The organism is Microcoleus sp. BM001215392 (assembly GCF_036700185.1).
GTDB lineage: Bacteria > Cyanobacteriota > Cyanobacteriia > Cyanobacteriales > Microcoleaceae > Microcoleus.
Map to the genome: position 1 here is coordinate 1,377 of NZ_JAUBOJ010000316.1, position 8,046 is coordinate 9,422.

The window sequence follows — 8,046 nt, forward strand, 5'->3', positions numbered from 1 at the left end:
GTAGGAGTGCGTAATTTCTGTCTGTTTCAATTCAAACCTTCCATAATTCTCGATCTTGCAGTCCTCTTCAGAGGACTTTCGCTATGAGGCAGGGGTTTTAACCCTTGCCGGACTGTTGCAACAAATGTAAAATATCAGTGGCACTAAAATTAAAATCCCAACTCTCTTTACTAAAACCGATGGAAACCATCAATCTTAAAGAAGAAGTCCGCAGCTTAATCGATAAATTACCTGAAAACTTTACTTGGTCTGACCTGATATCTGCAATTTATCTCAGACAAAGAATGCCATCCCAATCAATTCAAGTTAAAGGTATCAAAGAAACAGTTGAAGCAGAAACTTTGCATGAAGTTGAAGAATCTTCGCCTACACCTAGCCGATTTGGGAGCGAGCGAGGACTCATTGCAATTTCTGATGACTTTGATGCACCGCTGGAGTTATTGCCATCACCGTTAGTCAATAGCTTGCTGGAAAAAGCTAAAGAATTGACTAAAGTATCTGCTGAGTTAACTGAAATTATTGCTAAAATTGAGAAAGAACGCCAGATTGAGCAACCTCAAAATTTTTGGGAAGCAATCCAAAAGTTTCGTCAAGAAAACCATTTAGAAGCAGCAGGAATTGAGGCAGAAGTTTTTGAGGGAGTCCGCGATAAGTAGTAGATATTAGCGAGGCTCCTAGTGTTACAATTTATAAAATTTCGTTAAAAGGGACATATAACTATGCAAATCAAAGGCATAAAACGGGGTAACATTATTGAAATTTCAGAAAACCTGAACATTCCTGATGGTTCAGAAGTTCTGATTGAGATACCGGAAGCTCCGCAAATCAACAATGAGGAAAGGCTGAAACGTCTACATCAAGTATTTGGAGCTTGGAAATACGAGACTGAACTGGGGGAAATTTTTGCCGAAATTGATAGAGAGAGACATAGTTATTTTGGCAGACCGATAGACTTTTTGAACGATTAGTAGGAAATAAACTGTGTATTTGTTGGATACTAATATTTGCGTGGCATTGATGCAGGGCAATCCTGTTACTATTGCTAAATTTGACGCTAAATCTACGGAGTGTTATCTACCGAGCATCGTATTGGCTGAACTCTATAAAGGAGTGTACTGTTCTCGGCAAATCGAAAGAAATTTGAGTGAGGTAAATTTATTTGTTATAGAAATGGAAATTTTCCCATTTGACTCCGATGCGGCGGCAGAGTTTGGAATAATTCAAGGCGAGTTAAGACGCATGGGTAGACCGACTGGAGAATTAGATGCTTTAATTGCGGCGGTTGCTAGATCGCGTGCAGATATTGTGGTAACTCACAATACTCGTGATTTTATCAATATTCCACGGTTGCAATTAGAGGATTGGTTAATTTGATGAGGAGAAGTAGCTAAGATTATGAAACGAATTATTAGCAGTGTTTTGGTTTTGGGTGTTTGTCTGACTTCTCTGACTGTGCCGCTGATGGTTCAACCGAGTTGGGCGCAAAGTCAAAATTCACAAGTTAAAGAATTAGAGCAACTGATACAGCAAGCAGACGAACAAGAAAAGCAAGGACAACTGCTACAGGCAATAGAAACATGGCAACAAATTCTAGCGATTGCGCGACAATCTAAAATTAGAAAACTTGAAGCCCCAATACTTTATAATATTGGTTTAGTGTACAATAGGATTCCCCAACCGCAAGCAGCATTAAAATACTATAACCAAGCTTTACTAATTATGCGGGAATTAGGCGATCGCGATAAGGAAGCTGTTACTTTGAGTAAGATTGGTTTAGTGTACAACAGTATCTCCCAGCCACAAGAAGCATTGAAATATTTTAACCAAGCTTTACCGATTAGCCGGGCAGTGGGCGATCGCGCGGGGGAATCTGTTATTTTGAATAATATTGGTTTAGTATACAACAGCATCTCCCAACCGCAAGAAGCATTGAAATACTATAACCAAGCTTTACCAATTAGTCGGGCAGTGAGCGATCACGCGGGGGAATCTGCTACTTTGAATAATATTGGTGTAGTCTACGACAACATCTCCCAGCCACAAGAGGCATTGAAATACTTCAACCAAGCTTTACTAATTAGCCGGGCAGTGGGCAATCGCGCGGGGGAAGCTACTACTTTGAATAATATTGGTGGAGTATACGGCAGCATTTCCCAGCCGCAAGAAGCATTGAAATACTTGAACCAAGCTTTACTAATTAGGCGGGAAGTCGGCGATCGCGCGGGGGAAGCTGGTACTTTGAGTAATATTGGTGTAGTGTACATCAGCATTTCCCAACCGCAAGAAGCATTGAAATACTATAACCAAGCTTTACCAATTCTGCGGGAAGTGGGAGATCGGGATAAGGAAGCTACTACTTTGAATAATATTGGTGGAGTGTACAACGAAATCTTTCAACCGCAAGAAGCATTAAAATACTATAATCAAGCTTTACCAATTCTGCGGGAAGTGGGTAATCGCACGGTGGAAGCTACTACTTTGAATAATATCGGTTCAGTCTACCTCAACACTTCCCAACCGCAAGAAGCATTAAAATACTATAACCAAGCTTTACCAATTATGCGGGAAGTGGGCAATCGCGCGGGGGAAGCTGGTACTTTGAATAATATTGGTACAGTGTACCATAAAATTTCCCAACCGCAAGAAGTATTGAAATACTTGAACCAAGCTTTACCAATTCTGCGGGCAGTGGGAAACCGTGCGGGGGAATCTGGTACTTTGCATAATATTGGTGCAGCCTACTACAGCATTTCCCAACCAGAAGAAGCATTAAAATACTTGAACCAAGCTTTACCGATTAGGCAGGCAGTGGGCGATCGCGCAGGCGTTGCTGCTACTTTGAGTGGTATTGCTCTAGTGTACCGAGATACGAAGCAACCAACTCAAGCGATCGACAATTTGCAGCAATCCCTCCAGATTACCCTAGAAATGCGGAGTGGTTTACAACGGGAAAATCGCCAAAAGTTTTTAGAAGGTCAAAGAGGAAGCGCCGTTGTACTTGTTGACATCCTCATCGACGAAAACCAAGCCGATCGCGCTTTTCAATGGGTCAACATCGCCACCACAGCCGATCTCGCCGACTACACCCGCCTCATCAACGCCAAAGTCGCCAACCCCCAAGCCCAAAAAGCCATAGACGAATGGAATCAAAAAAATCAACAACTGCAATCCCTCCGCCGCCAACTCGAAGACAAATTCTCGGAAAATCTCTCCCGACAAATGCGGGAATTAGACACAGAAGTCAACCGCAAAGCCGAAGAAATCTCCCGCCAATTCCCAGAAGTCGCCGAACTCTTTGAAACCACACCCAAAGACATCGCCCAACTGAAAGCAAGTATCGCACTAGATACCGTTGTCATTCAACCCGTCTTGCTCACAAATGTCAAAAATGTCCCCAATACGATCGCCATATTTGTCTTGACAAAAGACAGTTTAAGTGTTAAAAAAATTGCGATCGACCCCAAACAATTCGACAATCTCCTGACTCAATACCGCAAAGAAGTGCAAGATATTGGCGAAACTAACTTCACCGTAACTGGCAGCAAACTCTACGAAATGTTGATTCGTCCCGTGGAAGACCAAATTAAAGCTACTTCTGCCAAACAATTGAGCATCATCGCCACGGGAAAACTGCGCTACATCCCCTTTGAAACGCTGTATGACGCAAAAATAAATGAATTCCTCATCCAGAAATATCCCGTCAACTATCTCACCCGCATCTCCACAAGGTCAATTCCCAATTCTACTTTAAAAGGCGGAGTCTTAGCATTAGGAAATCCCGTCCCCCGCCCGCCCCAAAATCTACCCGGTTCCGAAATAGAAGTGAGAAATATCGCTCAATTATTGTCAGGAAGTTCCGCTTATATCGGCAATGACGCCACCCTCGATCGATTCAAAACTCAAGCGCCCCGCTTTCCTTTTTTGCACCTCGCAACTCACGGCTGTTTCCAACCGGGAGGCTGTAAAAGTTTGGGCATGGAGGAAAATACATTGCTGTTTGCTGACAGTCAATTCAATATTCGCGATGCCGCCTTATTGGGATTGCAAAACACCAGACTCATTACTTTAAGCGCTTGCGAAACCGCCATACAAGCGAATTCCAACGGTGAAGAAATATCGGGAATGGCCTATATATTCGAGCGGGCGGGCGCGCAAGCTGTGATGGCGAGTTTGTGGAGTGTTGATGATGCAGCTACTAAAGATTTGATGGTGCAATTTTATCAAAATATTAATCAAGGGATGAGTAAAAATGAAGCTTTGCGGCAGGCTAAGTTGAGTCAAATTGGTCGCCATCCGTTTTATTGGTCGCCGTTTATTTTAATTGGGGATGGGCGGTAGTTGAAGTTCGGCGGTTGAAACCCGGCGGTTGGAAACCGCGTCTACACAAACTTGCGTCCGCCTGCGCGGACTGAAGAGTACACGGGGTATTTGACTTATCTACTCGTTCCCAGGCAAAGCCTGGAAGTTAATTTCTTAGTCCGCGAAGGCGGACTTCGTTTGTGTAGTAGCGGTTTCCAACCGCCGAATCGTCTACGAACCAGTTCAGGAGGTAATCATTGAATGGAAAGAATAGAGGAGTACCGCCAATTTATCCGCCAAATCTTAACCTCTCATGCCACAGTCGATCCAAATTCAGATTCAGATGTTGAATGTCAGTTGGTGTTCGATACAGAACAAGACCATTATCAAATTTTAGATGTGGGCTGGGAGGGATATAAACGGATTTATAACTGTTTCATTCATTTGGATATCAAGGATGGCAAAATCTGGATTCAACGCAAGATGACAGAAGCAGATTTAGGACAAGAATTAGTTGAGATGGGAGTGCCCAAAGAAGATATTGTTTTAGGGTTGCATCCACCTTACAAGCGTCCCTATACTGGCTATGGAGTTGCTTAGTTACCGGGCGGTTGGAAACCCGGCGGTTGAAACCGCGTCTACACAAACTTGCGTCCGCAGCAGAGGGGGACTGAAGAGTAAAATTGTTGTCCACTTTTTGATATGCTGACAAAAGTGAGTGCAAAAAATGTGATTTAAATATGATAGGTAATATAGGACAACCGACTGCTGTCAGCGATCGCCCTTATTTAGTATTAACCAGTCAAGATCAAAGCATACAGTTAGAGTTAAAACAGTCGCAGCACGTCTTGGGGCGCGATCGCACTCGTGCAGATTTAGTTCTTCCCGAAGCTTGGCGCGTGGTTTCCAGCGTTCATGCTGTTTTGCACCAAAAAGGCGATAATTACTGGATTTACGACGGAGACGGGCAGAAACCGAGCACTAATGGCTTATTTGTCGATCGCACTCGCATCACTCCCAATGACGGTTATTGTCTCAAAAACGGCACAGAAATTAAAATTGGTCTCGATCCGAAAAATCAAGTTTTGGTGACTTATTTTAATCCCCTAGCCAGTCAAATTTTTCCCCCCAGCAAACAGTCAATTCCCCTCAGCAATCGATCGGTTTTGTTGGGCCGCGATCCAAATGCTTCGCTACAATTAGATGCGCCGCTGGTTTCGAGGCGCCACGCGACAATTGATGCTGACAGTCGCGGTAATTATATTTTACGCGATCACAGTGTTAATGGCGTTTTTGTCAACGGTCAGCGCATCACAAATTCTGTACAGTTGGCTGAGGGAGATGCGATTCGGATCGGCCCGTTTACTCTAACTTACCGCAATCATACGTTAGAGGTGCAAGACCGAGGCAATCAAATTCGCCTGGATGCTGACAGTCTGGTGATTCCAAAGCGTTTGGATCGGATTACTTTGGCGATCGAACCGGGACAGTTTGTGGCTTTAGTCGGCGGTAGCGGCGCGGGTAAATCTACTTTAATGCGGACGCTTTTAGGCATTGAAAAAACTACTGAAGGCGCTGTATTTCTCAACGGCGACAACCTGCGCGAAAACTTTAATATTTATCGCAATCAAATTGGTTACGTACCTCAAGATGATATTATTCACGCAGATTTGAGAGTAGAAGAAGTATTGAGTTATGCAGCTAAATTGCGCTTACCTCCCGATACAGATGTTCAACAAGTAGTCACCAAAACTTTAGAAGATATTGAAATGACTCACCGCCGCACTGCTTTTGTCAAAGAACTTAGCGGCGGACAGCGGAAACGAGTTAGCATCGGAGTTGAACTGTTAGCAGATCCGAAACTTTTCTTTTTAGACGAACCAACTTCGGGGCTAGATCCGGGTTTGGACAAGAAGATGATGCAACTGTTGCGAAAGTTGGCAAGTCAAGGTAGGACGGTGATTCTGGTGACTCACGCGACGGCAAATATCACGATGTGCGATCGTATTGTGTTTATGGGCCGTGGCGGACGGCTTTGTTACTTCGGCCCGCCTGCGGAAGCCCTAGATTTTTTCGATGTCAAAACCGGAGATTTTGCTGATATTTATAACGAATTAGAAACGTCAGAAACTAACGTTCAAAGCTGGGCAATAAAATTCGATAAATCTCCATACTATCAGCGCTATATTGTCAACCATTTCAGCACCGGAAACGCTAATGGCAAAAAATCAGCCGCGCCTTCTCAGCCAAAATCTACATCCTTTGTTAAACAACTTATTCTGCTATCCCAGCGCTATTTTCAGCTAATTTCTCGTGACTTAGTTAACTTAAGTTTAGCTCTGTTAACGGCTCCGATCGGCATTAGTTTGCTGCGGCTGGCTGTGCGAGATAAAGACCCGTTAATTGGCGCGCCGGAAGCAACTTTAGCACCTTTAGCAATGCGAGTTTTGTTTGTATTCACCTGTGCGGCAATTTGGGTAGGATTGGCAACTTCTCTGCAAGAAATTGTTAAGGAATCTGCTATTTATTTGCGCGAACGTTTAGTGAATTTAGGATTGTTTGCTTATTTGGGCTCGAAAGTTTTCATACTTTCCGGCTTGGCTGTATTGCAAACGCTGTTGATGGTAGGAGTTATTCTGATTGCTTTCAAATCCCCGGAACCGAGTTTAATTTCCTGGCCGGTGGGAGCAGCTATTACGACTTTTCTGACTTTAATGAGCTGCATCAGTCTCGGATTGCTGGTTTCGGCAATTGTCAAAAATGGTTCTCAAGCTAACAGCGCTTTACCTCTAATATTGCTGCCTCAAATTATTTTCTCTGGGGTGTTGTTTAGGATGGAAGGTGTGGCGAGCAAGTTTTCTTGGTTGATGTTAAGCCGCTGGTCTGTGGGCGCTTACGGCTCTTTAGTTAATGTAAATTCTCTGGTTCCTGCGCCTACTAGATTGCCGGACGGAAGCATACTTCCTCAGCCGTTTGAGCCTACTCCTGTCTACGATCCAACGTGGCACAATCTTAGTTTGAATTGGGCGCTTTTGTGCGTACATATTTTCGTGTATTTGATGTTGACTCTGTGGTTGCAGAAGCGGAAAGATATTTTATGAATTACTGGCTGATGAAGTCGGAACCGGATGTTTACAGTATTGCGGACTTGCAGCGCGACAAAATATCGATTTGGGACGGCGTTCGCAACTATCAAGCACGCAATTTTATGCGGCAAATGAGTTTGGATGATTTAGTATTTTTTTACCATTCTAATACTAAAATTCCGGGGATTGTCGGGTTAGCGCGCGTGGTTGAAACTGGGATTGCCGATCCAACTCAGTTTGATGTGAATAGCGAGTATTATGATGCTAAATCCCAGGTTGATGCGCCTCGCTGGCAAACTGTGAAAGTTGAGTTTGTTGAGGAGTTTGCTAAGTTAATATCTTTGGATGAACTGAAAGCAAAGTTTGGGGCTGATGAGATTTTGGTAGTGAGAAAAGGTAATCGCTTATCGGTGATGCCGATATCTGAAAGTGCGGCGCAGAAGATTTTGAAGGTGAGGTAGGAGAAAAATGTTGATATTTGTCACAGGCATCTTGCCCGCATCCAATCTTTGTTACAAACAAGATGTGGTATTTACCTTTTGCCTGGTTAATACCACTTTTATGTGAAGTGCATCTCATTTTTGCAAATATATTCGTATGGGCTATAGCATTTCGGTAGTAAATATCTGGTTCTCACTAATAAATTGTCTGCCGAAATGCT

At 43.6% G+C, this 8,046-nt stretch carries 7 protein-coding genes; all 7 read left to right on the plus strand.

Annotation, left to right across the window (positions count from 1 at the left end; all coding sequences use genetic code 11):
• The first annotated feature begins 137 nt into the window (after window positions 1-137).
• The 7 genes from QT974_RS25920 to QT974_RS25950 all read left to right on the plus strand — a co-directional run bounded on the left by QT974_RS25920 (window position 138) and on the right by QT974_RS25950 (window position 7,846).
• The gene (locus QT974_RS25920) at window positions 138-656 is read left to right on the plus strand and encodes a hypothetical protein (protein ID WP_333471284.1); all 519 of its coding nucleotides are present in this window, start codon (window positions 138-140) and stop codon (window positions 654-656) included.
• Window positions 657-719: 63 nt separating this feature from the next.
• On the plus strand, window positions 720-968 hold the full coding sequence (locus tag QT974_RS25925) for a hypothetical protein (protein WP_333471285.1): 249 nt from the start codon (window positions 720-722) through the stop codon (window positions 966-968).
• Window positions 969-981: 13 nt separating this feature from the next.
• A complete protein-coding gene (locus QT974_RS25930) occupies window positions 982-1,374 on the plus strand; it encodes a type II toxin-antitoxin system VapC family toxin (RefSeq protein ID WP_333471286.1) in 393 nt (130 codons plus the stop codon).
• 21 nt (window positions 1,375-1,395) lie between these two features.
• Window positions 1,396-4,338: a CHAT domain-containing protein gene (locus QT974_RS25935; RefSeq protein WP_333471287.1), complete on the plus strand. Its 2,943-nt coding sequence runs from the start codon at window positions 1,396-1,398 to the stop codon at window positions 4,336-4,338.
• Window positions 4,339-4,560: 222 nt separating this feature from the next.
• The gene (locus tag QT974_RS25940; protein WP_333471288.1) at window positions 4,561-4,899 is read left to right on the plus strand and encodes a XisI protein; all 339 of its coding nucleotides are present in this window, start codon (window positions 4,561-4,563) and stop codon (window positions 4,897-4,899) included.
• Window positions 4,900-5,039: 140 nt separating this feature from the next.
• On the plus strand, window positions 5,040-7,400 hold the full coding sequence (locus tag QT974_RS25945; RefSeq protein ID WP_333471289.1) for an FHA domain-containing protein: 2,361 nt from the start codon (window positions 5,040-5,042) through the stop codon (window positions 7,398-7,400).
• The gene (locus QT974_RS25950) at window positions 7,397-7,846 is read left to right on the plus strand and encodes an EVE domain-containing protein (protein ID WP_333471290.1); all 450 of its coding nucleotides are present in this window, start codon (window positions 7,397-7,399) and stop codon (window positions 7,844-7,846) included. Before QT974_RS25945 ends, QT974_RS25950 begins: the two co-directional genes overlap by 4 nt.
• Window positions 7,847-8,046 lie beyond the last annotated feature (200 nt).